Below are 21,792 nucleotides of genomic sequence, written 5' to 3'. Positions count from 1 at the left end.
GCACCAGCGTGCGCGTGCTGCCCGCGCGGCGCAGCGCCAGGGCCAGCGCGACGGCGCCGCGCACCGGGCGCAGCTCGCCGGCCAGCGACAGCTCGCCCGCGAACTCGAAGCGACCGAGCGCCGCGATATCGAGCTCGCCCGCGGCGGCCAGGATGCCCAGCGCGATGGGCAGGTCGAAGCGCCCGGACTCCTTGGGCAGGTCCGCCGGTGCCAGGTTCACCGTGATGCGCTTGTTGTGCGGAAAGGGCAGGCCGCTGTGCCCCAGCGCCGCGCGCACGCGCTCGCGCGCTTCCTTGACTTCGGTGTCGGCCAAGCCCACCAGCGTGAAGCTGGGCAGCCCATTGGCCAGATGCACTTCCACGCGCACTTCAGGCGCTTCCAAGGCGTCCAGCGCCCGGCTGCACAGCACGGCCAGCGACATCTGCATCCTCCCGTGGGATTCCCTCGTCGGACCATTGTGGAGGGCTGTCACCCATTTGTAACGCCCCGTGTAAAGGCGCACCAAAACAGGGCTGATGCGCTGTTTTCACCAAGCTGGTGCGCTTGCGCTTGCTGCCGCGCAGGCGCGCCCCCGGGAAAGCTCAAATCGCCGCTGGCACGGAAGGTGCAGTTTTGGGTAGGCACCAATCAATCCGGAGCATTCATGATCAAAAAAACCTTCCTTGCCGTTGCTACCCTTGCTTCGCTGAGCAGCCTGCCGGCCCATGCCGACGTGAGCTTCAACGTGGGTGCGGTGACCGACTACCGCTTCCGTGGCATCTCGCAGACCCGGCTGGACCCGGCGCTGCAGGGCGGGGCGGATTGGGTGCAGAGCGCCGATGGCGGCTTCTATGTCGGCACCTGGGCCTCGACCCTCAAGTGGATCAAGGACGCTGGTGCGGAGAGGGGCAGCGTCGAAGTGGACCTTTACGGTGGTTACCGGGGGTCCGCTGGGGAGGGGCTGGGCTACGACGTGGGTGTGCTGCAGTACTGGTACCCGCGCAACAAGCTGGGCAAGGTCGCTGGGTTCGAAAACGCCAACACGACGGAGCTCTACGGCGCGCTGACCTTCGGCCCCGTGACGGCCAAGTACTCGCATGCGCTGACCGACACCTTCGGCAACGTGGACAGCAAGAACAGCTGGTATTTCGACCTCTCGGCCAGCTTCGAGATCACCGATGGCTGGACGCTGGTGCCGCATGTGGGCTACCAAAAGATCAAGGGTCCCAATGACGACCCGGGTTCCTACACCGACTACTCGCTGGGCATCTCTAAGGACTTCAGCGGCTTTGTGGTCAGTGCCTCTTTCGTCGGTACCAATGCCGATAAGGCCTTCTACGTCACCCCGGTGTCCGACGGTTCCAAGTTCACGGGTAAGAATGCGCTCGTGGTCGGAGTCAAGTACACCTTTTGAAAGGAATCAGCCATGAAGATGGTCACTGCAATCGTCAAGCCCTTCAAGCTCGACGAGGTGCGTGAAGCGCTGAGCGCCATTGGCGTGCAGGGCATCACGGTTACGGAAGTCAAGGGCTTCGGCCGCCAGAAGGGCCATACCGAGCTCTACCGCGGCGCGGAGTACGTGGTGGACTTCCTGCCCAAGGTCAAGATCGAAGCCGCGGTGGACGACGAGGTCGTCGAACGCGTGATCGAAGCCATCGAAGGCTCTGCCCGTACCGGAAAGATCGGCGACGGGAAGATCTTCGTGTGCCCGCTGGAGCAGGTGGTGCGCATCCGCACCGGCGAAACCGGCCCCGACGCGCTCTGACGCGGCAGTCCGACCACACCACACAGACAAAATCATGAGAAAGCTTCTTCTCCCCCTGGCGGCCGGTCTGGCCGGCCTGGGTGTGGCCAGCGGCGTGCTGGCGCAGGACGCCGCGGCGGTCGCCGCCAGCGGCGTGGCCGAAGCCGCCAGCGCCGTGGCCGACGTGGCCGCGGCAGCGGCCGCGCCGGTGCCCAACAAGGGCGACACGGCCTTCCTGATGACCGCCACCGCGCTGGTCATCCTGATGATCGTTCCGGGCCTGGCGCTGTTCTACGGCGGCTTGGTGCGCAGCAAGAACATGCTGTCGGTGCTGATGCAGGTCTTCACCGTCTTCGCGCTGATCTCGGTGCTGTGGGTGGTCTACGGCTACTCCGCGGCCTTCACCGCCGGCAACCCGTTCATCGGCACGCTGGACAAGCTGTTCCTCAAGGGCGTCACGGCCGAGTCCGTGGCCGGAACCTTCAGCAAGGGCGTGGTGCTGCCGGAACTGAGCTTCGTGAGCTTCCAGGGTGCCTTCGCCGGCATCACGGTGGCGCTGATCGTGGGGGCCTTCGCCGAGCGCATCAAGTTCTCGGCGGTGCTGGCCTTCTCGGTGCTGTGGTTCACCTTTGCCTACCTGCCCGCGGCGCACATGGTCTGGTACTGGGACGGCCCGGACGCCATCACCAGCGAGGAGACGCTGGCTGCGGTTACCGCCAGCGCGGGCTGGCTGTGGGCCAAGGGTGCGCTGGACTTCGCCGGCGGCACGGTGGTGCACATCAATGCCGCCGTGGCGGGCCTGGTGGGCGCGTACATGGTGGGCAAGCGTATCGGCTATGGCCGTGAATCCATGGCGCCGCACAGCCTGACGCTGACCATGGTCGGTGCCTCGCTGCTGTGGGTGGGCTGGTTCGGCTTCAACGCCGGCTCCAACCTGGAAGCCAACGGCACGGCTGCGCTGGCCTTCACCAACACCGTGGTGGCCACGGCTGCGGCGACGCTGAGCTGGATTGCCGGTGAGGCGCTGATGAAGGGCAAGGCCTCGATGCTGGGTGCCGCCTCCGGTGCGGTGTCCGGCCTGGTGGCCATCACCCCGGCCTGCGGCTTCGTGGGTGTGGGCGGTGCGCTGGTGATCGGCCTGCTGGCGGGCTTCGTCTGCCTGTGGGGCGTCAACGGCCTCAAGCGCATGCTCGGCGCTGACGATTCGCTGGACGTCTTCGGCGTGCACGGCGTGGGCGGCATCCTGGGCGCGCTGCTGACCGGTGTGTTCGCCGCGCCCGATCTGGGCGGCTCGGGCATCTGCAACTACGTCACCGACACGTGCGGCGAGTGGGGTGGCATCGGTGCCCAGGTGTGGGTGCAGGCGCAAGGCGTCATCACCACCATCGTGTGGTCGGCCGTGGTCTCCGTGGTGGCCTTCAAGCTGGTTGACCTGGTGATCGGCCTGCGCGTGTCCGAAGAGGAAGAGCGCGAGGGCCTGGACATCAGCTCGCACGGCGAGACGGCGTACAACCGCTGATCCCTCTCCCGGCGCCCTCGTCGGGCGCCTGCAGAACCAGCGGGCGGCGCCGCCGCAAGGCGCCCCCGCTCCAGAGCAGTCTCTTCGCTGCGGTTGCGGTAGCGAACTTCGGCCACCCCTCGGGGTGGCTTTTTTTCTTTAGGCCGGCGCCCCGCCCTGGCGCGGCACGGAACACGGCACGCCATGACGGGATCAAAGCGCCGCGTCTCCCTGGTGGGGGACGCAACCAATCCGTCAGTCAAGTCAGTCTGGAGGTGTGACGATGTTGCGACTCAAGCATTGGCAGGATGGTGTCAACGCGGTGCTGGCAGCCTGGGTGCTGCTGTCGCCTTGGGCGCTAGGCTTCGACGGTGAGCGCGCGGCCACCTGGAACGCGCTGGCCGCGGGCGCGGCGCTGTTGGCCGTGGCGCTCGGGGCGATGTTCGTGCCCAAAGCTTGGGAGAACTGGGCCGAGGCGGCGCTGGGACTGTGGCTGGTGATCTCGCCCTGGGTGCTGGGCTTCGCGGGACTGCGCGATGCCATGCTCAGCACTGCCCTCACCGGCGTGGTCGTCTTGGCCCTGGCGGCTTGGACGCTGGCCACCGACAAGGACCTGGGCGGCTGGTGGCGTCGCGAAGCGGCGCATTGAGCGCCGCTGGCGGCCCTGCCGCCATGGCATAAGGCCACCCCAGCGGTGGCCTTTTTGCATCCGGCCGGGCTCGTTGCACCGGCCGCTCTGCGCGGTTTGTCACGCGGCTGTCGCAAGGCGCCGCTATCACGACAGGGGCGCGCTGCCAAGCGTGCGAGGATCGTGCTCGACACGCACGCCGGTGGGTATGCCGCCTGCCTAGAATCCCTTGGTCGAAGTCCAAAAAATTACCGAACCATGGTCCCGCATCTCATCACCGCGTTGAACGGCCCGATCAACGAGCTGGAGCAGCGCATCTTGGAGTCGATGCCGGCCATCGAACGCTGGTTCCGTCTGGAGTGGATGGAGCACACGCCGCCCTTCTACAGCTCGGTGGACGTGCGAAACGCCGGCTTCAAGCTTGCGCCGGTGGACACCAACCTCTACCCCGGCGGCTGGAACAACCTCACCGACCAGATGCTGCCGCTGGCGGTGCAGGCCGCCATGGCCGCCATCGAGAAGATCTGCCCCGAGGCCAAGAACCTGCTGCTCATTCCCGAGAAGCACACGCGCAACAGCTTCTACCTCAGCAACGTCCAGCGCCTGACGCAGATCTTCAACCAGGCCGGGCTGAATGTGCGCCTGGGCACGCTGGACGAAACCATCACCAAGCCCACCACGCTGACGCTGCCCGATGGCGGCACGCTGACGCTGGAGCCGCTGGTGCGCACGCCGCGCCGCCTCGGCCTCAAGGATTTCGATCCCTGCACCATCCTGCTCAACAACGACCTCTCTGGCGGCATTCCGCCGGTGCTGGAGAACCTGCATGAGCAGTACCTGCTGCCGCCGCTGCACGCGGGCTGGGCGGTGCGGCGCAAGAGCAACCATTTCCAGAGCTACGAGGAGGTGGCCAAGAAGTTCGCCAAGCTGCTGGGCATGGACCCGTGGCTGATCAACCCGATGTACACCCAGTGCGGGCAGGTCAACTTCGCCGATGGCACGGGCCTGGAGTGCGTGCAGTCCAACGCCGAGGCGCTGCTGGCCAAGGTGCGGCGCAAGTACAAGGAGTACGGCATCAACGAGAAGCCCTTCGTGGTGGTGAAGGCCGATGCCGGCACCTATGGCATGGGCATCATGACGGTGCGCGACCCGAAGGATCTGGAGGACCTCAACCGCCGCACGCGCAACAAGATGAGCGTGATCAAGGAGGGGCAGGAGGTCAGCGAGGTCATCATCCAGGAAGGCGTGCCCACCTACGAGCGCATGAACGACGCGGTGGCCGAGCCGGTGGTGTACATGCTCGACCGCTACGTGGTCGGTGGCTTCTACCGCGTGCACGCCGAGCGCGGCATCGACGAGAACCTCAACGCCCCCGGCGCGGCCTTCGTGCCGCTGGCCTTCGCTGAGGCCAGCCACATGCCGCGTCCGGGCGAGAAGCCCGGCGTGAGCGCGCCCAACCGCTTCTACATGTACGGCGTGATCGGCCGCCTGGCGATGCTGGCGGCCAGCTATGAGCTCGAAGCCACCGACCCTGACGCCGAGATTTACGAGTGAGCCGGCGCTCCCGCGCGTTGTGCGGTGCACAACGCGCGGGAGCCACAATAGGAGCTTTGCGTAACGGGCCCCGGGTGGGTCCTGTCCTGTGAGCTCCTCTTCCTCCCACTCGCCGTCCGCCCTGCCGGCCCTCACGCTGGCTGCCCTGGGCGTGGTCTATGGCGACATCGGCACCAGCCCGCTGTACGCCCTCAAGGAAGTCTTCCACGCCGGTCACGTAGAGCCCACGCCAGACAACGTGCTGGGCGTGCTGTCGCTGATCTTCTGGACGATGACGGTCATCGTCTCGCTGAAGTACGTGTTGTTGATCCTGCGTGCGGACAACAACGGCGAGGGAGGGCTGATCGCGATGCTGGCGCTGGCCACGCACGCGGTGCGCGAGCGGCCGCAACTGCGCCAGGCGCTGCTGGCCGTGGGCATGTTCGGCACAGCCATCTTCTACGGCGACGGCGTGATCACGCCGGCGATCTCGGTGCTGTCGGCCGTGGAGGGGCTGGAGGTGGCCTCCGAGCGCCTGCACCCCTTCGTGGTGCCGATCACGCTGGTGGTGCTCACGGGGCTGTTTGCGGTGCAGCGCTTCGGCACCGCCGACATCGGCCGCTTCTTCGGTCCGGTGACGCTGGCGTGGTTCATCGTGCTGGTGGTGTTGGGGCTGCCGCACGTGGTGCGCAACCCGAGCGTGCTGGTGGCGCTCAACCCGGCTTATGCCATCGGCTTCTGGGTGGAGCACAAGCTGGTGGCCTTCCTGGCGCTGGGCGCGGTGGTGCTGTGCGTCACCGGCGGCGAGGCGCTCTATGCCGACCTGGGGCATTTCGGCAAGCGGCCCATTCGCATCGCCTGGTACGGGCTGGTGATGCCGGCGCTGGTGGTCAACTACTTCGGCCAGGGCGCGCTGCTGCTGGCCGACCCCGCGGCGATCGAGAACCCGTTCTACCTGCTGGCGCCGCAGTGGGCGCGGCTGCCACTGGTGTTCCTGGCCACCGCTGCCACCGTGATCGCCTCGCAGGCGCTGATCACGGCGGCCTTCTCGGTGACCAAGCAGGCGATCCAGATGGGCCTGCTGCCGCGCATGCACATCAAGCACACTTCGGTGAAGGACACGGGCCAGATCTACGTGCCCTTCGTGAACTGGGGGCTGTACGTGTTCATCGTGCTGGCGGTGGCGCTGTTCGGCAGCTCCTCGCGCCTGGCCTCGGCCTACGGCATCGCCGTGACGCTGGACATGACCATCACCACGGTCATGACCTTCTTCGTCATCCGCTACGGCTGGCGCTACCCGCTGTGGCTGTGCCTGGCGGCCACGGGCTTCTTCTTCGTCATCGACGTGGCCTTCTTCGCCTCCAACATGCTCAAGCTCGTCGTCGGGGGCTGGTTCCCGCTGGCCATCGGCTTCGGCATGTTCACGCTCATGACCACTTGGCGCCGCGGGCGCGCGCTGGTGGCCGAGCGGCTGCGTGACGACGCCATCGACCTCGAAGGCTTCCTGGAGGCGGTGTTCATGAGCCCGCCCAAGCGCGTGCAGGGCACGGCGGTGTTCCTCTCGGCCGAGCAGGGCCTGACGCCCAGTGCGCTGATGCACAACCTCAAGCACAACAAGGTGCTGCACGAGTACAACCTGTTCGTCTCGGTGCAGCACCACGACGTGCCCTGGATCGGCTTCGACAAGCGCGTGAGCGTGCATCCGCTGGGCCACGACTGTTGGCAGGTGGTGTTGCACTTCGGCTTCAAGAACGACCCGGACGTGCCCGAGGCGCTGCAGGCGCTCAAGGGCCGCGGCGTGCCGTTGGACGACATGGACACCAGCTACTTCCTGAGCCGCGACGTCGTGATCCCGACGCTGACGCAGGGCACGCAGGGCATGGTGATGTGGCGCGAGAAGCTCTTCGCCAGCATGCACCGCAACGCTTCGGCGGCGGCGGACTTCCTGAACCTGCCGGCCAACCGCATCGTGGAGCTGGGCTCCAAGGTCGAGATCTGAGCCTGCGGCCGTGCGGTTGAAGGACTTGTCGCTATCCGCCGTGGTGGCGGGCTTCGTGGCCGTGCTGGTGGGCTTCACCAGCTCGGTGGTCATCGTTTTCCACGCCGCCGAGGCGCTGGGCGCCACGCCGGCGCAGACCACCTCGTGGATGTGGGCGCTGGGCCTGGGCATGGGGCTGACCAGCGCGGGCCTGAGCCTGTGGTACCGCCAGCCCGTGCTCACGGCCTGGAGCACGCCCGGCGCGGCGCTGATCGCGGGCACCAGCGGCCTGTCCATGGCCGAGGGCGTTGGCGCCTTCGTGGTGTGCGCGCTGCTGATCACCGTGGCCGGCGCCAGCGGCTTCTTTGCCCGGGTGATGGACCGCATCCCGCGTGCACTGGCCGCGGCGCTGCTGGCCGGCGTGCTGGCACGATTCGGCTTCGACGCTTGCCTGGCGTTCAAGGCCAGCCCGGCGCTGGTGCTGGCGATGCTGACGGCCTACCTGCTGGGCCGCCGCCTGTGGCCACGCTACGCGGTGCCGGGCGTGCTGCTGGCGGGCATGGCGGTGGCGGCGGCGCAGGGCACGCTGAACCTGGGCGCGGTGCAGTGGCAACTGGCGCGGCCGGTGTGGACCGCGCCGGCTTTCTCGCTGCAGGCGCTGGTCGGACTGGCGCTGCCGCTGTTCGTGGTCACCATGGCCTCGCAGAACCTGCCCGGCGTGGCCGCGCAGCGCGCCGCGGGCTATGACACCCCGGTGTCGCCGCCGGTGACCGTCACCGGGCTGGCCTCGCTGCTGCTGGCGCCCTTCGGTGGCTACGCGCTGAACCTGGCGGCCATCACGGCGGCGATCTGCATGGGGCGTGAGGCCCATGCCGACCCGGCGCGGCGCTACATGGCGGCGGTGATGGCGGGGCTTTTCTACGTCGCGCTGGGCTTGGCCGGCGGCGCGGTGGTGGGGCTCATCGGCGCGTTCCCGAAGGCGCTGGTGCTGGCGGTAGCGGGGCTGGCGCTGCTGTCCACCATCGGCGGCGCGCTGGCAATGGGGCTGCACGAGGAGAAGACGCGCGAGGCGGCGCTGCTGACCTTCCTCGTCACCGCCAGCGGGTTGTCGCTGTTCGGTATCGCCTCGGCCTTCTGGGGCCTCGTCGCCGGGGTGCTGGCGCTGGCTGTGCAACACTGGCGCCCCACTTTCCGCTGAGCCCGCGCGCCATGGACCTGCTGTTTGTCGCCGACCCGCTGGTGACCTTCAAGACCTACAAGGACACCACTTTTTCCATGATGCGCGAGGCCATCGCGCGTGGCCACAAGGTTTGGGCCTGCGAGCAGTCCGCGCTGGTGTGGCGCCGCGGCTCGCGCGTGGTGGCGCGCAGCGCGCAGGCCATCACGCTGACGGGCAGCAGCGGCAAGGACTGGTTCGAGGTCGTGGCCGAGCGGGAGCTCGCGCTGGCCGAGGCGGACGCGGTGCTCATGCGCAAGGACCCGCCCTTCGACAGCGAGTACTTCTACGCCACGCACCTGCTGCAGCAGGCCGAGCGCGAGGGCGCGCGGGTGTTCAACAAGCCCGCGTCGCTGCGCGACCACCCGGAAAAGCTTTCCATCCTGGAGTTTCCCGAGCTGATCGGCCCGACCCTGGTGACGCGCGACGCGCAGGCCGTGCGCGCCTTCCACGACGAGCACCGCGACGTCATCCTGAAGCCGCTGGACGGCATGGGCGGGATGGGCATCTTCCGTGTCGGCGCCGACGGGCTGAACCTGGGCTCCATCATCGAGACGCTCAACGCGCACGGCACGCGCACGGTGATGGTGCAGCGCTACCTGTCCGAGATTGTCAAGGGCGACAAGCGCATCCTGCTCATCGGCGGCAAGCCGGTGCCGTACTGCCTGGCACGCATTCCGCAGGGCAGCGAGATCCGCGGCAACCTGGCTGCTGGCGGCAAGGGCGTGGCGCAGGAACTCTCCGCGCGCGACCGCGAGATCGCCGAGACCCTGGCGCCGGTGCTGGCCGCGCGCGGGCTGCTGCTGGTGGGGCTGGACGTGATCGGTGACTGCCTCACCGAGATCAACGTCACCAGTCCCACGGGCTTCCAGGAAATCGCGAACCAGACCGGCTGCGACGTGCCGGCGCTGTTCATCGACGCGCTGGAGGTGGCCGTCGGCGCTTGAGGCGGGAAGGGCTTCGGGGCAGGGGACAATCCGCCCCATGGCCCTGCTCACCCTCACCAACGCCCATCTCGCCTTCGGCCACGTGCCGCTGCTCGACGGCGCATCCTTCGCGCTGGAAGCCGGCGAGCGCGTGGCGCTCATCGGCCGCAACGGCGCCGGCAAATCCTCGCTCCTGAAAATCCTGGCCGGGCTGGACAAGCCCGATGACGGCCTGCTGCAACTGCAGCAGGGGCTGCGCCGCTTCTACGTGGCGCAGGAACCCGTCTTCGAACCCGGCGCCACGGTGTTCGATGCCGTGAGCGTGGGCGTGGCCGAGGCGCGCAGCCTGCGCGAGCGCTACGAGCGCCATGAGCCCGGCGACGACCTGGACGCGCTGCAGACGCGCATCGAGCAGCTCGGCGGCTGGACCTGGGAACAGCGCGTGGAGCAGACGCTGCAGCATTTGAACCTGGACGCCGCGGCCCGGGTGGACGCGCTCTCCGGCGGCACCAAGAAGCGCGTGGCGCTGGCGCAGGCGCTGGTGGCCGCGCCCGACGTGCTGCTGCTGGACGAGCCCACGAACCACCTGGACCTGGACGCCATCGAGTGGCTGCAGGAGCTGCTCAACGCCTGGAAGGGCGCGCTGGTGCTGATCTCGCACGACCGCGCCTTCATCGACGCCGTGGCCACGCGCATCGTCGAGCTCGACCGCGGCGTGCTGCGCAGCTATCCCGGCAATTTTTCAGCCTTCGAATCGACCAAGGCCCGCGAGTTGGAGGCCGAGGCTCTCGCCAACGCGCGTGCCGACAAGCTGCTGGCGCAGGAGGAGGTGTGGATCCGCAAGGGCGTGGAGGCGCGGCGCACGCGCAGCGTCAGCCGCGTCAACCGGCTGCACGCGCTGCGCGAGCAGCGCGCGCAGCGGCGCGAGTCGCTGGGCCAGGTGCGGCTGGAGCTCGACGCCGGCGTGCCCACCGGCAAGATCGTCGCGGAGCTGCAGCGCGTGGGCATGCGCTTCAGCGACAAGGAGCTCATCAAGGACTTCAGCGCCACCATCCTGCGCGGCGACAAGGTGGGCCTCATCGGCCCCAACGGCGTGGGCAAGACGACGCTGCTGAAGTTGATCCTGGGCGAGCTGGAGCCCACGTCCGGCAGCATCCGCCGCGGCAGCAACCTGCAGGTGGCGTACTTCGACCAGATGCGCGGCGCGCTGAACCTGGACGCCACGCTGGCCGACACCATCAGCCCGGGCAGCGAATGGGTGGAGATCGGCGGGCAGCGCAAGCACGTGATGAGCTACCTGGGCGATTTCCTCTTTGCCCCGGCACGCGCCAACTCGCCCGTGCGCACGCTCTCCGGCGGCGAGCGCAACCGGCTGCTGCTGGCGCGGCTGTTCGCGCTGCCGGCCAACGTGCTGGTGCTGGACGAGCCCACCAACGACCTCGACATCGACACGCTGGAGCTGCTGGAGGAGCTGCTGCAGTCCTACCCCGGCACGGTGTTCCTGGTCAGCCACGACCGGCGCTTCCTGGACAACGTGGTCACCAGCACCATCGCCTGGGAGGGCGACGTGTCCCCGGGCCGCTGGCGCGAGTACGAGGGCGGCTACGAGGACTGGAAGATCCAGAAGGCCCGCTCGCTGGCGGCGATCGAGGCCGCCGCGCCCAAGCCGGCCGCCGCACCTGCCGCGGCACCGGCGCCCGCGGCGCCTCCCAAGCCGGCGCGCAAGCTGGGCTACAAGGAGCAGCGCGAGCTCGACGCGCTGCCGGCACGCATCGACGCGCTGGAGGCGGAGCAGAAGACGCTCACCGAGCAGCTCAGCGATCCCGATCTCTACGTGCGCGAGCCCCAGCGCGCGGCGCAGATGCACGAGCGCGTGGCGGAGATCGAGGAGGAGCTGATGGAAGCGCTGGAGCGCTGGGAAGCGCTGAGCTCGCGCTGAAGCCGGGCGCTCAGAACCAGCGGTCGGTGTCCGCCGCCGGGTGCGAGCGGCTGACGATCAGGCCGGCCTGCAGGTACAGCGCATTGAGCAGCCGCGAGGCCAGGGCGCGGTCCATGCCCGGCCACTCGGCCAGGTCGCGCAGGCTGGTGGTCTCGCGCTGCAGGCGGCGCACGCAGTGGCGCAGGGTCTGCGGCACGGGCAGCGGGCGCAGGTCCAGCACGGCGGAGGCGCGGTAGGCGGCGTAGCCCGCGATCTCGGGCAGCAACTGCTCGCGCGCGCCGCGCAGCGCGAATTCCCAGCTCAGCACGGGCAGCGGGTGGTACAGGTGCAGCGCCTTGACCAGTCCGCGCTGCGGATCGCCGGGCGGGCGCAGCACCGCGGGCTCCACGTGCAGCACCTGCAGCGACTGCAGCGGCAGCTGCAGCAGCTCGGGCAGCGGCAGCGGGCAGTGCGCCAGGCGCTGGCGTGGGAAGAGGGTCAGCGGCAGCACGCGCTGGCTTTCCTGCAGGTGCACCACCACGCTGCACAGATGGCGCACCGAGGCAGCCAGCACTTCCAGGGGCTCGGTCCGTCGCCCATGCTCCGCAAAACGGCGCAGGTCCTGCACCAGTGAGGGCGGCAGCTGCTGCGCGTCGGACTCGTCGATCGGCGTCAGTTCATCCAGGTAGCGCTTGAATACGCTGACACGCATCAGCTCCGGCGCACCCAGAGGAAGGGTCGATTCGAAGCTCACCGACGTTGCTCCAGATCACTACAGGGATTGACGCAGGATGTTACGGCATGAAGTGTCCGCTAACGGTTCTTGCTGCGGTTGTGCCAGCCCGGGAGCTGCCCGAAGTCCGCAGCGAAGTGCTGCGGCTTTGCTGGAAGCGCAGCGCCAGGCGCGCTATCTTTGCACCCCTTGCATGGATGCCGAACGACTTCGATGAGATGCTCTATTCCGGTGCCGCCCGGTCGTGACGCATGAACGCACGCACCATGGCACCGCCGCAGGTCGAGCTGTTGATGCCCGACTCTCCGGAACTGCTGCAGGCCACGCGCGAGATCTTCCGTGAGTACGCCCAGGGGCTGGGCATCGATCTCGCATTCCAGAACTTCGAGCAGGAGCTCGCCGAGTTGCCCGGCGAGTACGCCCCGCCTCAGGGCGTGCTGCTGCTGGCCTTCGTCGATGGCGCGCTGGCCGGCTGCGGGGCGCTACGGCCATTGCCCGAGGCCGACGCGCCCAATGCCTGCGAGATGAAGCGGCTGTACGTGCGCCGGCCTTTTCGCCGCTTCGGGCTGGGCCGGCTGCTGGCGCAGGCGCTGATGGACCGCGCCACCGAGGCCGGCTACTCCAGCATGCTGCTGGACACGCTCGACGAGATGGAAGCCGCGCGCGGCCTCTACGCCAGCCTGGGCTTCGAGGACGTGCCGCCCTACTACTACAACCCCATTCCCGGCGCGCACTACCTTTGCGCCTCGCTGGGCTGAAGGAGGGGATGCGGGCGCATCCGGATCGGACATCGCGCAGCGGCCGGCGCACACTGGACTGCCCTTCGTTCACAACGCCGCCCGTTACGGGCACAAGGAGCCGTCGATGAACAACTTCCGCCATCTGCTCAAGGCCGCCGGCAGCCATCCGCCGATCGGCACCTGGATCACCTCCGCCAGCCCGATCGTGGCCGAGGCCGTGGGCCATGCCGGTTTCGACTGGGGGCTGGTGGACATGGAGCATGCGCCGCTGGACCACATGGACCTGGTGCACCTGCTGCAGGCCATCGGCAACACCAAGATGACGCCCGTGGTGCGCGTGCCCGCCAACGAAACCGTGGCCGTCAAGCGCGTGCTGGATGCCGGCGCACCGACGCTGATGTTCCCGCTGGTGGACTCTGCCGAGGACGCCCGGCGCGCCGTGGCCGCCACGCGCCACGCGCCGCACGGTGTGCGCAGCATGGCTACGCTCAGCCGCGCCACGCGCTATGGCGCGGCCGGCAGCGCGCCGGAGGTGGGCGTGATCGTGGAGCTGGAGACGCCGCAGGCGCTGGCGCAGCTGGAGGACATCGCGCAGGTGCAAGGCGTGGACGCCATCTTCGTCGGCCCGGCCGACCTCTCCGCGCAGCTCGGCCACGCCGGCCAGCCCATGCACCCGGAGGTGATGCGGCTCATGGGCGACGCGGCGCAGCGCTGCCGGCGGCTGGGCATCCCGGTGGGCACGGTGGGCGCCTCGCCGGATGTGGTGACGCAGTTCCGCGCCATGGGATTCAACTTCATCGCCGTGGCCTCCGACCTGGGCCTGCTCATGCGCGGCGCCCAGGCCGTGGTGCAATCGCTGCGCACGCCCGACGGCGAGCTGCACGTGCACTCGCTGAGCTCGGGCACCCGCACCGAGGCGACGACGGCCTGATCCCGCCCATTCCCCGGCACCCGGGCGCGGCGTCTTCGACGGCGACAACGCAAGGCAGTAGTTGATGAATCCCGTGACCGAACTCCAGGCCGGCGCGCTGCGCCTGGCATTGCGCCCCGACCTGGGTGGCTGCATCGCCGGGCTGTGGCACGGCGATCGGCCGGTGCTCCACAGCTTCGACCCGGCGCGGCTGACCGGGTCGCGCCCTTCGGCCTGCTTCCCGCTGGTGCCGTATTCCAACCGCATCGGCCGGCGGCGCTTCCACTGGCAGGGGCAGGAGATCGAGCTCGCCGCCAACGTGGACGAGCCCAACACGCTGCACGGCGTGGGCTGGCAGCGGCCGTGGGAAGTGGTGTCGGCCGAGGCCACGCGCGCCGAGCTGCGCTACGCGCACCGGGCCGATGCCTTCTGGCCTTTCGATTTCGAGGCGCGCCAGCACTTCGAGCTGGAACCGCGGGCGCTGCGGCTGCGCATGTCGGTGCGCAACACCGACGCCCGCGTGCAGCCCCTGGGCTTCGGCTGGCACCCCTACTTCAGCAAGCGGCCGGGCTGCTGGCTGCGGGCCAGGGTGTCGCAGCGCTGGGAGCCGGACGAGACGCTGCTGCCGGTGCGGCGCGTGGCGCAGGACGGCATCGACGGCGACGTCCTGCAGATGGACTACGACAACGTTTTCGAGGGCTGGGACGGCGAGGCGCTGACGGGCGACGGGCACTTCAGCGTGCGCATCAGCTCCGATCAGCCCTACCTCGTGGTTTTCGCCAAGGCGGTGCGCGACCACTACTGCGTGGAGCCGGTGAGCCACCTCAACAACGCCATCCAGCAGGCGGACCCCGAGGCGCATGGGCTGCGCGCCGTGGCGCCGGGGCAGGGCCTCGAAGGCTGGATGAACCTCGACATCACGATCCCTTGACCCTCGTGCCGCAGCCACGTGCCGCCGCCGCATGGCGGCGCGGCCCGGTCCTGGAGTTTTCATGAGCACTGAGCGCCTGTTCGACCCCCGCCCGCTACCGTTGCCGCCCTCGCGGCTGGGCGAGTCGCCCTTCTGGCATCCGCACGAAGGCGCGCTGTGGTGGGTGGACATTCCCGGGCGCTGCCTCCACCGCTGGGAGCCCGGACGAGGCCGCCACGACCACTGGAGCTTCGAGACCGAGCCCGGCTGCGCCGCGCCGGCGCAGGGCGGACGCGTGCTGCTGGCCATGCGCGACGGCCTGTGGTGCTTCGACCCCCGCCATGGCCAGCGCCATCGCGTGTGCAGGCCGCCCTACGACCCTGCGCAGCAGCGCTTCAACGACGGCAAGGCCGACCCGCAGGGGCGGCTGTGGGCCGGCACCATCGACGAGCAGCGCCAGCCGCGCGCGGCGCTCTACCGCTTCGACGACGGCGAGCTCGAGCGCATGGCCGATGGCGTCACCACCAGCAACGGCCTGGCCTGGAGCCCGGACGGCCACACCATGTACTGGAGCGACACGCGCGCGCACGAGGTGCGGGCGCTGGACTTCGATCCCGACCTCGGGACGTTGTCGCGCCAGCGCGTGTTCGCGCGCTTCGCGCCGCGGCAGGAAGGTGTGCGCTATGGCGGCCGTCCCGACGGCGCCGCCGTGGACACCGAGGGCGCGTACTGGGTGGCGATGTACGAGGGCTGCCGGCTGCTGCGCCTGTCGCCCCAGGGTCAGCTGCTGCAGGAGGTGATGCTGCCGGTGCACTGCCCGACCATGCCCTGCTTCGGCGGGCCGGACCTGCGCACCCTCTACGTCACCACCGCGCGCGACCACCGCCCCGCCGACGAGCTCGCGCGCGAGCCCTGGGCCGGCTGCGTGCTGGAGATGCGCGTGGCGGTGCCGGGGCTGCCGGTCAACTTCGCGAAGCTGTAGGGATGGCGCCGCCGCCTGGCCCGTGGCGGGTGCGGCGATTCGGAGGGCGTCGCGTCAGGGCCTGGCCGGCAGCGCCGACAGCGCATCGCGTACCTCGGCCACCGACAGCACTTCCGTCAGCAGCCGCGGCGCGCCGCCGCCGGCCGGGTACAGCGCATAGACCGGCACACCGCTGCGCCCCAGGCGCGCCAGCTCGGCGCCGATGGCCGCGTCGCGCCGCGTCCAGTCCGCGCGCAGCAGCGCCACGTCGTGCAGCTCGAAATCGGCACGCACCGTGGCATCGGCGAGCGTGCCGCGCTTGTTGATCTGGCAGGTCACGCACCAGGCGGCCGTGAAGTCCACGAACACTGGCCGGCCCTGCGCCTGCAGCGTGCGCACTCGCTCGGCGCTCCAGGCTTCCCAGCCGCCACCGGACGCGGCAGCGTCCGTACCGTCCGCAGGCGCCTCGCGCCAGGCCGGCAGGGCCCAGTGCAGCGTCGCGCCCAGCACCGCCACGGCCAGCACCGCCACGCCCGTGCGCGCCCCGCGGCGTGCGGCCTGGAAGGCCGGGCTGGCCAGCGCCCACAGCGCGAAGGCCAGCGCCACCAGCAGGCCCAGCAGCGCCACGGCGCCATCGAGCCCGGTCTGCTGGCCCAGCACCCACAGCAGCCACACCACGGTGGCGAAGATGGGGAAGGACAGCAGCGTGCGCAGCTGCGCCATCCACGGCCCCGGCCGCGGCAGCGCGCGCGCCACGCCCGGCCAGGCGGCTGCGGCCAGGTAGGGCAGGGCCATGCCCAGCCCCAGCGCCGCGAACACCGACAGCGCCTGCGCCGTCGGCAGCGTGGCCGCCGCGCCCAGCGAGGCGCCCATGAAGGGCGCGGTGCAGGGCGAGGCCACCGCCACGGCCAGCACGCCGGTGAGCGCGTGGTCCAGCAGCGGGTGGCGCAACTGCAGCCCGGCCAGGCTGGAGGGCAGCACGCTGCGGAACTCGAACTGGCCGCCCAGGTTGAGCCCGATCACGGTGAACAGCACCGCCAGCGCCGCCACGAAGGCCGGCGACTGCAGTTGAAAACCCCAGCCCAGCTGCTGGCCGCCGGCACGCAGCGCCAGCATCAGCGCCGCCAGCGCTACGAAGGACAGCAGCACGCCGACGGTGTAGGCCAGCGCCGCGGCCACGCGCTCGCGCCGGTGGTGGTGCGTCACGAAGCTCAACAGCTTCAACGACAGCACCGGGAACACGCAGGGCATCAGGTTCAGCAGCATCCCGCCGCCCAGCGCCAGCAGCAGCGCCAGACCGAAGGCGGGTGAGGACGCACCCACTGCCCCGGCGGCCGGCGCCGCGGGCGATTCGGCCTCGGCCACGGGGTCGCGCCGCGGCGTGGTGCCTGGCGCGGGCCAGGGGCCGGCGACGTCGAAGCCCAGCTGCACGCCGCCGCCCTGTGCGTCGGCCAGCACCGCGTCCAGGCGCGGCGGGCTCTGGTCGCGCTCGGATGACAGCGGCGCTCGCAGCTGCCACGCGGCGCCGTCCCAGCGCGAGCGCATCGGCGCGGCGTTGTCCAGGATGCCGGGCTGTTCGGGGAAGAAGACCAGCGGCTGGCCCTGCAGCGTTGCTGGCAGGCCCTGGACGTCAAGTACGAGTTCATGGCCCTCGATGCGTGCCGCCGTCTGTACCCCGGCCATGGCCTTGGGCTGCCGTCGCTGCGCCTCGTCGAACAACGCCGCGTTCGCGGATGTGGCCGCCTGGCTGGGCAGCTGCAGGCTGAAGCGGCCGGTCTGGGGCAGGCAAACCTCCTTGCACACCAGCCAGTCCGCCTGCAGTTGCACGCTCAACGACGGAGCGTCGAAGCCCGTGGGCACCTGCACTTTCACCGGCAGCAGCACGCGGCCCTCGTAGCCGAAGTTCATCAGGGGGCCCACGGGCAGGCGCTGCGGCACGGGCCATTCGATCTCGCCCAGGTCCACGCCCGGGGGAGCGCTCCATTGCAGCTTGGTGGGCAGCCCGGAGTCGCCCGGGTTCTTCCAGTAGGTGTGCCAGTGCGGCGCGTGTTCCAGCAGCAGGCCCAGCCACAGCGGCTTGCCCGGCGCCACGCCCTCGGGAGCGTGGGCCAAAAGTTCGGCGCGCAACTGCTCAGTGCGGACCTCGGTCTGGGCCATGGCGCCCAGCAGCGGCGCCAGCAGCAAGGAAAAAGCCACGACGTGGCGGGGGAAAAGGCGGGACACGGTCGGCTCGGGAGCGGATGGTGGGGCGATTGTGGTGCGCGGCGCCGGCACCGCGCGACATCGTGGACACTGCGCCGCCGCCGCAGGGGCGCCACAGGCTCACGGATTGAGCTGGCTCAATGCGCGCGCCATTGCAAGCCATGCCGGAGCGTGTCGGCAGGGCATGAGTTGTAAGTGGAGGCTAAGGGTTTTCCACCTATAATCCGCCGGTTTTGCGCATAGAGACAGTCTGAAGCCTTATGCAAGAGCGGTCCCGGCGTCCCGAGTTCCGCGACAGCTGGGCGGAGGACGAACATGACAAGGAACTGGACGAGCGAGCGCCGTTGACGCGTGAGCAAGTGCAGGCCTTGCGCGAAGAGTACCCGCTGCTGTCGCCGTGGCGGGTGGTCGCGGTTCAAGCCGCGGTAGGTCTGGTGGTGGCTGCCCTGGCGGCAGTCGTCACGGGGCGGGGGGCGATCGGCTGGTCGGCGCTGTATGGCGCGGCTGCCGTGGTGGTGCCGGGGGCGTTGATGGTCCGCGGCCTCGCCAGGACCAGGGACAAGCAGCCCGGCACCCAGGTGTTCGGCTTCCTGCTCTGGGAGTTCATCAAGATCGGTGTCGCGGCCGCCATGCTGGTGGCGGCGGCGGTGGTCGTGCGCGACCTGAGTTGGCCGGCGTTGCTGGTGACGATGGTGCTGTGCATGAAGGTCAATTGGCTGGCGCTGCTGTGGCAGGGCCGGGCGCGAGCAAGGAAGAAGAGAAGCTGACATGGCTGCCGAAGGACACGGACCAACCGCGAGTGAATACATCCAGCACCACCTGGAGCACTTCACGACCCGCACGCAGTCGGGCATTGCCGACTTCTCGCTGTCGGATCCAGTACTCAAGCTGGATTCGCTGTTCTGGTCGATCCTGCTGGGCGTGATCGGCTGCTTCCTGCTGTGGCGCGTGGCCAAGAGCGTGACCTCGGGCGTGCCCGGGCGCATGCAGGCGGCCATCGAGTTCCTGGTGGAGATGGTGGACACGCAGGCCCGCGGCATCGTGCACAACGAGCAGTCGCGCAAGGCGGTGGCCCCGCTGGCGCTGACGGCCTTCGTGTGGATCTTCCTGATGAACGCGATGGACCTGCTGCCGCTGGACCTGATCCCGAACCTGTGGGCCGCGGTCTACGGTGCCGCCGGCCATGACCCGCACCATGCCTACATGCGCGTGGTGCCCACGGCGGACCTGTCCACGACGCTGGCGCTGTCGGTGACGGTGCTGCTGGCGTGCCTGTACTACAACATCAAGATCAAGGGCCTGGGCGGCTGGGTGAAGGAACTGTTCTCCGCGCCCTTCCACGGCCATGGCGCCATGGCCATCGTGCTGGCCCCGATCAACTTCCTCATGCAGATGATCGAGTTCGTCGCCAAGACGGTCTCTCACGGCATGCGACTGTTCGGCAACATGTTTGCCGGCGAACTGGTGTTCATGCTGATCGCGCTGATGGGCGCGGTGGGCTTCGGCTCTCTGGGCGGTGTCGCTCTGTGGATCGGCCACGTGCTGGCCGGTTCCGCGTGGGCCATCTTCCACATCCTGATCATCACGCTGCAGGCCTTCATTTTCATGATGCTGACGCTGGTGTACGTGGGCCAGGCGCACGACGCGCACTGACCGGCGGCTTTCCCCCGTTCCCTTTCCCAACTCAATCAACTCATCTAGGAGTAGTCATGGAAAACATCCTCGGTCTGGTCGCTCTGGCTTGCGGCGTCATCATCGGTCTGGGCGCCATCGGTGCTTGTATCGGTATCGGCCTGATGGGCGGCAAGTACCTGGAAGCCTCGGCCCGTCAGCCTGAGCTGATGAACGAGCTGCAAACCAAGATGTTCCTGCTGGCCGGTCTGATCGACGCCGCCTTCCTGATCGGCGTGGGTATCGCGATGCTGTTCGCGTTCGCCAACCCCTTCGTGATCGCTGGCTGATCCGGGTCTTTCTCGTCCGTCCCCGAAGTAGTCTTTAACGAGAGAGGTCCGAGCCGTGAATCTGAACGCAACGTTGTTGGCGCAGATCGTCGTCTTCGTGATCTTGTGGTGGTTCACGATGAAGTTCGTGTGGCCGCCCATCACCAAGGCGCTCGATGAGCGCGCCCGGAAGGTCGCCGACGGGCTGGCTGCGGCCGACAAGGCCAAGGCCGAACTGGCCACGGCCAACAAGCGCGTGGAGGCCCAACTGGCCGAAGCACGCGATGACGCCGCCCGCCGTCTGGCTGACGCCGAGCGCCTGGCGCAGTCCATGGTCGAAGAAGCCAAGGGCCGTGCCAACGAAGAGGCCGCCAAGATCGTCGCCGCGGCCCGGGCCGAGGCCGAGCAGGCCAGCATTCGTGCCCGCGAGGCGCTGCGCGACGAAGTCGCCGCGCTGGCTGTCAAGGGTGCCGAAGCGATCCTGCGCCGCGAAGTGAATCCCGCGGTGCACGGCGAGCTGCTGTCGCGCCTCAAGAGCGAGCTCTGACCATGGCTGAGCTTGCAACCATTGCCCGCCCCTACGCGGAGGCGCTGTTCAAGGTGATCATGCCCGCCGAGCAGCGCGGTGCCATCGAGCAGCTTGACCTGCTTGCGGCGCTGACCGCCGAGCCGCAGGTGCGCCAGTTCGCCGACAACCCGCGCGTGAGCACCGAGCAGGTGTTCAACGTCATCACCGGGGCGTTGCCCGCGCCGTTGTGGCCCGCGCTGCAGAACCTGCTGCGCACGATGCTGGAGAACGGTCGCCTGGTGGCGCTGCCCGAAGTGGCGACGCAGTACCGCGCACTGGTCAACGCTGGCAGCGGGGTCTCCGACGCGCTGGTTTACAGCGCCTTCCCGATCGACGAGGCGCAGGGCGCCGAGGTGCTGGCCGCGCTGGAAAAGCGCTTCGGTCGCAAGCTCAACGCCACGGTGCAGATCGATCCCTCGCTCATCGGCGGCATCCGCGTGGTGGTCGGCGACGAGGTCTATGACGGCTCGGTCAAGGCCCGTCTGGAACAGATGAAGGTGGCGCTCACGGCCTAAGCGCACAGCAGGGGGCCTGTCGCCGCCCCCCGCGCACGGCCCGCAGCCAGTCACCGCCCGCCACGCTGTCCGCCCGCTGAGGTGGCAGTCTGGGAGAACACGATGCAACTGAATCCCGCAGAAATTTCCGAACTGATCAAGAGCCGCATCGAGGGCCTGCAGCCCTCGACGGACATCCGCAACCAGGGCACCGTGGTCTCGGTGACGGACGGCATCGTGCGCGTGCACGGCCTGTCGGACGTGATGCAGGGCGAAATGCTCGAATTCCCCGCCAGCCCCTCCGGCGTGCAGACCTTCGGCCTGGCGCTGAACCTCGAGCGCGACTCGGTCGGCGCGGTGATCCTGGGCGAGTACGAGCACATCTCCGAAGGCGACACCGTCAAGTGCACGGGCCGCATCCTGGAAGTGCCCGTGGGCCCCGAGCTCATCGGTCGCGTGGTCAACGCGCTGGGCCAGCCCATCGACGGCAAGGGCCCGATCAACGCCAAGATGACGGACGTGATCGAGAAGGTCGCCCCGGGCGTGATCGCGCGCCAGTCGGTGAGCCAGCCGGTGCAGACGGGCATCAAGTCGATCGACTCGATGGTGCCCGTGGGCCGCGGCCAGCGCGAGCTGATCATCGGTGACCGCCAGACCGGCAAGACCGCCGTCGCCCTGGACGCGATCATTGCCCAGAAGGGCCAGAACATGGTCTGCGTCTACGTCGCCATCGGCCAGAAGGCGTCGTCGATCAAGAACGTGGTGCGTGCCCTGGAGCAGCACGGCGCGATGGAGTACACCATCGTCGTCGCCGCCTCGGCCTCCGAGTCCGCCGCCATGCAGTACGTGTCGGCCTACTCCGGCTGCACGATGGGCGAGTACTTCCGCGACCGCGGCGAAGACGCGCTGATCGT

21 protein-coding genes and 1 pseudogene are annotated in these 21,792 nt (G+C 69.2%); 19 read left to right on the top strand and 3 right to left on the bottom strand.

The genetic code is table 11. The features are described 5' to 3' along the window. Positions 1-421, bottom strand: a 421-nt coding sequence (locus Q0741_RS12495) for a magnesium chelatase domain-containing protein (RefSeq protein WP_298233532.1), incomplete at its 3' end; no start/stop codon positions are given. 222 nt (positions 422-643) lie between these two features. Here Q0741_RS12495 and Q0741_RS12490 point away from each other — a divergent pair. The 9 genes from Q0741_RS12490 (at position 644) to Q0741_RS12450 (ending at position 11,441) form a co-directional block, all read left to right on the top strand. Continuing rightward, positions 644-1,393, top strand: coding sequence for a TorF family putative porin (locus Q0741_RS12490; protein WP_367184106.1), 750 nt, complete (start codon positions 644-646; stop codon positions 1,391-1,393). Between the two features lie 12 nt (positions 1,394-1,405). Next, positions 1,406-1,744 (top strand): P-II family nitrogen regulator, encoded by a 339-nt coding sequence (locus tag Q0741_RS12485; RefSeq protein ID WP_028997364.1) that lies wholly within the window; start codon positions 1,406-1,408, stop codon positions 1,742-1,744. Between the two features lie 34 nt (positions 1,745-1,778). Then, positions 1,779-3,242, top strand: coding sequence for an ammonium transporter (locus tag Q0741_RS12480; RefSeq protein WP_298233531.1), 1,464 nt, complete (start codon positions 1,779-1,781; stop codon positions 3,240-3,242). A gap of 262 nt (positions 3,243-3,504) precedes the next feature. Beyond that, positions 3,505-3,870, top strand: a complete 366-nt coding sequence (locus Q0741_RS12475; protein WP_298233530.1) for an SPW repeat protein — start codon at positions 3,505-3,507, stop codon at positions 3,868-3,870. A 237-nt stretch (positions 3,871-4,107) separates the two neighbouring features. Beyond that, the gene (gene gshA, locus Q0741_RS12470; protein ID WP_298233529.1) at positions 4,108-5,403 is read left to right on the top strand and encodes a glutamate--cysteine ligase; all 1,296 of its coding nucleotides are present in this window, start codon (positions 4,108-4,110) and stop codon (positions 5,401-5,403) included. An 88-nt stretch (positions 5,404-5,491) separates the two neighbouring features. After that, the gene (locus Q0741_RS12465) at positions 5,492-7,381 is read left to right on the top strand and encodes a potassium transporter Kup (protein WP_298233528.1); all 1,890 of its coding nucleotides are present in this window, start codon (positions 5,492-5,494) and stop codon (positions 7,379-7,381) included. A gap of 10 nt (positions 7,382-7,391) precedes the next feature. Beyond that, the gene (locus tag Q0741_RS12460; protein WP_298233527.1) at positions 7,392-8,558 is read left to right on the top strand and encodes a benzoate/H(+) symporter BenE family transporter; all 1,167 of its coding nucleotides are present in this window, start codon (positions 7,392-7,394) and stop codon (positions 8,556-8,558) included. Positions 8,559-8,569: 11 nt separating this feature from the next. Further along, complete coding sequence (gene gshB, locus Q0741_RS12455) at positions 8,570-9,523, top strand: glutathione synthase (protein ID WP_298233526.1); 954 nt, start codon at positions 8,570-8,572, stop codon at positions 9,521-9,523. A gap of 37 nt (positions 9,524-9,560) precedes the next feature. Further along, the gene (locus Q0741_RS12450; protein WP_298233525.1) at positions 9,561-11,441 is read left to right on the top strand and encodes an ATP-binding cassette domain-containing protein; all 1,881 of its coding nucleotides are present in this window, start codon (positions 9,561-9,563) and stop codon (positions 11,439-11,441) included. Positions 11,442-11,451: 10 nt separating this feature from the next. Here the strand turns inward: Q0741_RS12450 and Q0741_RS12445 are convergent, their stop codons facing one another. Then, positions 11,452-12,174 (bottom strand): hypothetical protein, encoded by a 723-nt coding sequence (locus Q0741_RS12445; protein WP_298233524.1) that lies wholly within the window; start codon positions 12,172-12,174, stop codon positions 11,452-11,454. A gap of 245 nt (positions 12,175-12,419) precedes the next feature. Here Q0741_RS12445 and Q0741_RS12440 point away from each other — a divergent pair, with 245 nt between their 5' ends. The 4 genes from Q0741_RS12440 to Q0741_RS12425 all read left to right on the top strand — a co-directional run bounded on the left by Q0741_RS12440 (position 12,420) and on the right by Q0741_RS12425 (position 15,695). After that, positions 12,420-12,911: a GNAT family N-acetyltransferase gene (locus Q0741_RS12440; RefSeq protein ID WP_298233533.1), complete on the top strand. Its 492-nt coding sequence runs from the start codon at positions 12,420-12,422 to the stop codon at positions 12,909-12,911. A 106-nt stretch (positions 12,912-13,017) separates the two neighbouring features. Further along, on the top strand, positions 13,018-13,824 hold the full coding sequence (locus tag Q0741_RS12435) for an aldolase/citrate lyase family protein (RefSeq protein ID WP_298233523.1): 807 nt from the start codon (positions 13,018-13,020) through the stop codon (positions 13,822-13,824). A 64-nt stretch (positions 13,825-13,888) separates the two neighbouring features. Then, positions 13,889-14,734 (top strand): aldose 1-epimerase, encoded by an 846-nt coding sequence (locus tag Q0741_RS12430; RefSeq protein ID WP_298233522.1) that lies wholly within the window; start codon positions 13,889-13,891, stop codon positions 14,732-14,734. A 61-nt stretch (positions 14,735-14,795) separates the two neighbouring features. Next, positions 14,796-15,695, top strand: a complete 900-nt coding sequence (locus tag Q0741_RS12425) for an SMP-30/gluconolactonase/LRE family protein (RefSeq protein WP_298233521.1) — start codon at positions 14,796-14,798, stop codon at positions 15,693-15,695. Between the two features lie 54 nt (positions 15,696-15,749). On the opposite strand, the gene Q0741_RS12420 is transcribed toward Q0741_RS12425, so the two are convergent. Continuing rightward, positions 15,750-17,897, bottom strand: a complete 2,148-nt coding sequence (locus Q0741_RS12420) for a thioredoxin family protein (protein WP_298233520.1) — start codon at positions 17,895-17,897, stop codon at positions 15,750-15,752. Between the two features lie 239 nt (positions 17,898-18,136). On the opposite strand from Q0741_RS12420, the gene Q0741_RS12415 reads away from it, so the two are divergent. From Q0741_RS12415 to Q0741_RS12390, 6 genes and pseudogenes are all read left to right on the top strand, one after another. Beyond that, positions 18,137-18,643: an ATP synthase subunit I gene (locus Q0741_RS12415; protein ID WP_298233519.1), complete on the top strand. Its 507-nt coding sequence runs from the start codon at positions 18,137-18,139 to the stop codon at positions 18,641-18,643. A 1-nt stretch (position 18,644) separates the two neighbouring features. Then, positions 18,645-19,529: a F0F1 ATP synthase subunit A gene (atpB, locus tag Q0741_RS12410; protein WP_298233518.1), complete on the top strand. Its 885-nt coding sequence runs from the start codon at positions 18,645-18,647 to the stop codon at positions 19,527-19,529. A 56-nt stretch (positions 19,530-19,585) separates the two neighbouring features. After that, positions 19,586-19,837 carry a F0F1 ATP synthase subunit C gene (atpE, locus tag Q0741_RS12405; protein WP_298233517.1) on the top strand — a complete coding sequence of 84 codons (252 nt, stop codon included), beginning with the start codon at positions 19,586-19,588 and terminating at the stop codon, positions 19,835-19,837. 55 nt (positions 19,838-19,892) lie between these two features. After that, positions 19,893-20,363, top strand: a complete 471-nt coding sequence (locus Q0741_RS12400; RefSeq protein ID WP_298233516.1) for a F0F1 ATP synthase subunit B — start codon at positions 19,893-19,895, stop codon at positions 20,361-20,363. A 2-nt stretch (positions 20,364-20,365) separates the two neighbouring features. After that, positions 20,366-20,899 carry a F0F1 ATP synthase subunit delta gene (locus Q0741_RS12395; protein WP_298233515.1) on the top strand — a complete coding sequence of 178 codons (534 nt, stop codon included), beginning with the start codon at positions 20,366-20,368 and terminating at the stop codon, positions 20,897-20,899. Positions 20,900-21,001: 102 nt separating this feature from the next. Beyond that, a pseudogene (locus Q0741_RS12390) lies at positions 21,002-21,792 on the top strand (F0F1 ATP synthase subunit alpha); the annotation flags it as partial.

It is taken from the genome of uncultured Azohydromonas sp. (genome assembly GCF_937926365.1).
In the GTDB taxonomy this organism is placed as follows: Bacteria; Pseudomonadota; Gammaproteobacteria; order Burkholderiales; family Burkholderiaceae_C; genus Azohydromonas.
The sequence above is the reverse complement of the archived record's forward strand: the minus strand, read 5'-3'. Positions and strand labels throughout refer to the sequence as shown.

Excerpts from the sequence above, each read along its gene's own strand:
- Q0741_RS12485 (WP_028997364.1), top strand. The coding sequence starts at position 1,406 with ATGAAGATGGTCACTGCAATCGTCAAGCCCTTCAAGCTCGACGAGGTG.
- gshB (WP_298233526.1), top strand. The coding sequence starts at position 8,570 with ATGGACCTGCTGTTTGTCGCCGACCCGCTGGTGACCTTCAAGACCTAC.
- Q0741_RS12435 (WP_298233523.1), top strand. The coding sequence starts at position 13,018 with ATGAACAACTTCCGCCATCTGCTCAAGGCCGCCGGCAGCCATCCGCCG.
- Q0741_RS12415 (WP_298233519.1), top strand. The coding sequence starts at position 18,137 with ATGCAAGAGCGGTCCCGGCGTCCCGAGTTCCGCGACAGCTGGGCGGAG.
- gshA (WP_298233529.1), top strand. The coding sequence starts at position 4,108 with ATGGTCCCGCATCTCATCACCGCGTTGAACGGCCCGATCAACGAGCTG.
- atpE (WP_298233517.1), top strand. The coding sequence starts at position 19,586 with ATGGAAAACATCCTCGGTCTGGTCGCTCTGGCTTGCGGCGTCATCATC.
- Q0741_RS12480 (WP_298233531.1), top strand. The coding sequence starts at position 1,779 with ATGAGAAAGCTTCTTCTCCCCCTGGCGGCCGGTCTGGCCGGCCTGGGT.
- Q0741_RS12395 (WP_298233515.1), top strand. The coding sequence starts at position 20,366 with ATGGCTGAGCTTGCAACCATTGCCCGCCCCTACGCGGAGGCGCTGTTC.
- Q0741_RS12425 (WP_298233521.1), top strand. The coding sequence starts at position 14,796 with ATGAGCACTGAGCGCCTGTTCGACCCCCGCCCGCTACCGTTGCCGCCC.
- Q0741_RS12475 (WP_298233530.1), top strand. The coding sequence starts at position 3,505 with ATGTTGCGACTCAAGCATTGGCAGGATGGTGTCAACGCGGTGCTGGCA.
- Q0741_RS12490 (WP_367184106.1), top strand. The coding sequence starts at position 644 with ATGATCAAAAAAACCTTCCTTGCCGTTGCTACCCTTGCTTCGCTGAGC.
- atpB (WP_298233518.1), top strand. The coding sequence starts at position 18,645 with ATGGCTGCCGAAGGACACGGACCAACCGCGAGTGAATACATCCAGCAC.
- Q0741_RS12450 (WP_298233525.1), top strand. The coding sequence starts at position 9,561 with ATGGCCCTGCTCACCCTCACCAACGCCCATCTCGCCTTCGGCCACGTG.
- Q0741_RS12430 (WP_298233522.1), top strand. The coding sequence starts at position 13,889 with ATGAATCCCGTGACCGAACTCCAGGCCGGCGCGCTGCGCCTGGCATTG.
- Q0741_RS12440 (WP_298233533.1), top strand. The coding sequence starts at position 12,420 with ATGGCACCGCCGCAGGTCGAGCTGTTGATGCCCGACTCTCCGGAACTG.